Below are 1975 nucleotides of genomic sequence, written 5' to 3'. Positions count from 1 at the left end.
CTGGATGGAGGCGCCGTGGGAGATTGCGAGGGAGCTGCAGCGGCCATTGCCGGACGGGCAGATGCAGATCGTGGCCAGGGGTGAACGGCAAGATTGATGGTGAAGGGTGTGGTGAACGACCATCCCGCCAGCGGAACAACGTTGAACGCCCTGATCACCGCCGGCCGCGTCCCGCGGTCATTGCAGTGGACCGTCAGCGGGAGGCGACAAGACACCTCCGGAAGCCGCCTGCGGCATGAGCATCGGCGCAGACCAAGCGGCTTCCAGCCTGGCCTTGTCAGCAACGACAGGTCGGCCCGGCCGTTCATAGAGCCAGTGGCGCTTGCGCAATCCTGCGCTGCTTTGCGTGTCCGCTCCTGCACGGCGAGGCCATGAAGTTGTGGATCAGCACGCCATTCCGCGACAAAGGAGGCGAATCATGGGCCTGTTTTCCAAACCCATCAAAACCCTGGATGACCTCTTCGTTCATACGCTGCAGGATATCTACTACGCCGAGCAGCAGATCACGAAGAACCTGCCGACCATGATCGAGAAGGCATCCGATCCTCAGCTCAAGAGTGCTTTCGAGCAGCATCTGGCTGAGACGAAGAACCAGGTGCAGCGGCTGGAAAAAGTTTTCAACATGCATGGCCAGCCGGTGAAGGGTGTCACCTGCGCCGCCATGGATGGCATCCTGGCCGAGGCCAAGGAAGTCATGGGCGACTGTGACGACCCGCAGGTGCTCGACGCGGCCATGCTGGCTTCGGCGCAGGCCGTTGAGCATTACGAGATGACCCGCTACGGCACTCTCGTGGCCCTCGCCAAGCAACTCGGCCGCCAGGACTGCGCGAGCGTCCTGCAGGAAACCCTGGAGGAAGAGAAGGCGACGGATGCGAAGCTGACCACCATCGCCGAGAGCCGCGTGAACAAGCAGGCTGTCTGAGGCGGCGCATCGGGGAGCGGCGTCGCTCCCCTCCTGCCATGAGCATAGGCCCTTCGGAGCCGGCTGACGCCGGGTGGTGGGTACCCTCAGCGCCTGTTCGAACGGTGCACAGCCCCGAGGCGTCACCGGAGAAGAGCACCCGTTCGGGTTCGTGAGACGTCATCTTGGTGACTGGCGGAGGGAGCCAACGCTGCGCTGCCGGCTTCTTGCCGCTGCAGCAAGCCCGTGCAGCGTGCGATCAAGGTTCAGCTCGCCACTCCGGTGACGTTCCACCATGCGTCGTAGATAGCCGGCTGGATTTCCGACGCGCAGCATGGCGTGCTTGACGGCAATCGTGCCGATGACCACCGCGGCCCCGTCGGTTCCGAACATGGCCCTGGCCTGTCCATAGACTTGAGACGGGATCCCGAGGTGACCTCGCACCACGTCGCAGGCCCGCTGGATCTCGCTCCAGCTTGGCGCGGCCGACCCCACCCACTTCCTGTAGGCGGGAACGAGGTGCAGCAACAGGGCAGGGCTCATGGGGAACCCCTTGAGCAGACCGCCGCATGAGCCGGATGGCTCCTGCACCGCGACATGGCCAGCAACGCGCGACCTGCCACCTCCCGGAGCCGCATCACCACCCGCTGCTGCAATTGCTTTAGCAATCAAGAGCTGATCTGTAGGTGTAATAGGGGTGTCCTGCAGCGCATCCTGGGGTGCACTTTCCACTGACTCCGCCGCTGGCGGGACCGCCTGCAGCTGCTGTGCGGCCTCCCCGTAGAGGCGCCGGAGGCGAGCCGTGATCGCGGCAAGTTCCAAGGGATCGCGCCCGGCCTGGGCCATCGCGGCGAGCCTCTGGGTCTCGGCGGCGAGGGACGGCCAATCCAGCTGGCCCAGCTTCTCTGCGAGGCCGTGGTCGGCGAGCGAGAGCATCTTGCGCGACCAGGCACTGCATTCCCGGCGCCACATCCTGACCTCCTGGCGGTGCGCTGCCTGATCTTCCTTCGAATTGATGGACACCCCTGAGTAAGCTCCCTTGGAGCGAGGAAGGTGTCCGATGAGCAAGACACG

2 protein-coding genes are annotated in these 1975 nt (G+C 64.5%); one reads left to right on the top strand and one right to left on the bottom strand.

The genetic code is table 11. The annotated features are described in order from the left end of the window. The first annotated feature begins 418 nt into the window (after positions 1-418). Positions 419-922: a YciE/YciF ferroxidase family protein gene (locus tag F0Q34_RS21465; RefSeq protein ID WP_149814410.1), complete on the top strand. Its 504-nt coding sequence runs from the start codon at positions 419-421 to the stop codon at positions 920-922. A 159-nt stretch (positions 923-1081) separates the two neighbouring features. Here F0Q34_RS21465 and repC read toward each other — a convergent pair whose 3' ends face one another. Beyond that, positions 1082-1924, bottom strand: coding sequence for a replication initiation protein RepC (gene repC / locus F0Q34_RS21460; protein ID WP_149814409.1), 843 nt, complete (start codon positions 1922-1924; stop codon positions 1082-1084). Positions 1925-1975: the final 51 nt, after the last annotated feature.

It is taken from the genome of Teichococcus oryzae (assembly GCF_008386565.1).
Taxonomy (GTDB): Bacteria; Pseudomonadota; Alphaproteobacteria; order Acetobacterales; family Acetobacteraceae; genus Pseudoroseomonas; species Pseudoroseomonas oryzae.
This window is presented reverse-complemented; position numbering and strand designations above follow the sequence as displayed.

Excerpts from the sequence above, each read along its gene's own strand:
- F0Q34_RS21465 (WP_149814410.1), top strand. The coding sequence starts at position 419 with ATGGGCCTGTTTTCCAAACCCATCAAAACCCTGGATGACCTCTTCGTT.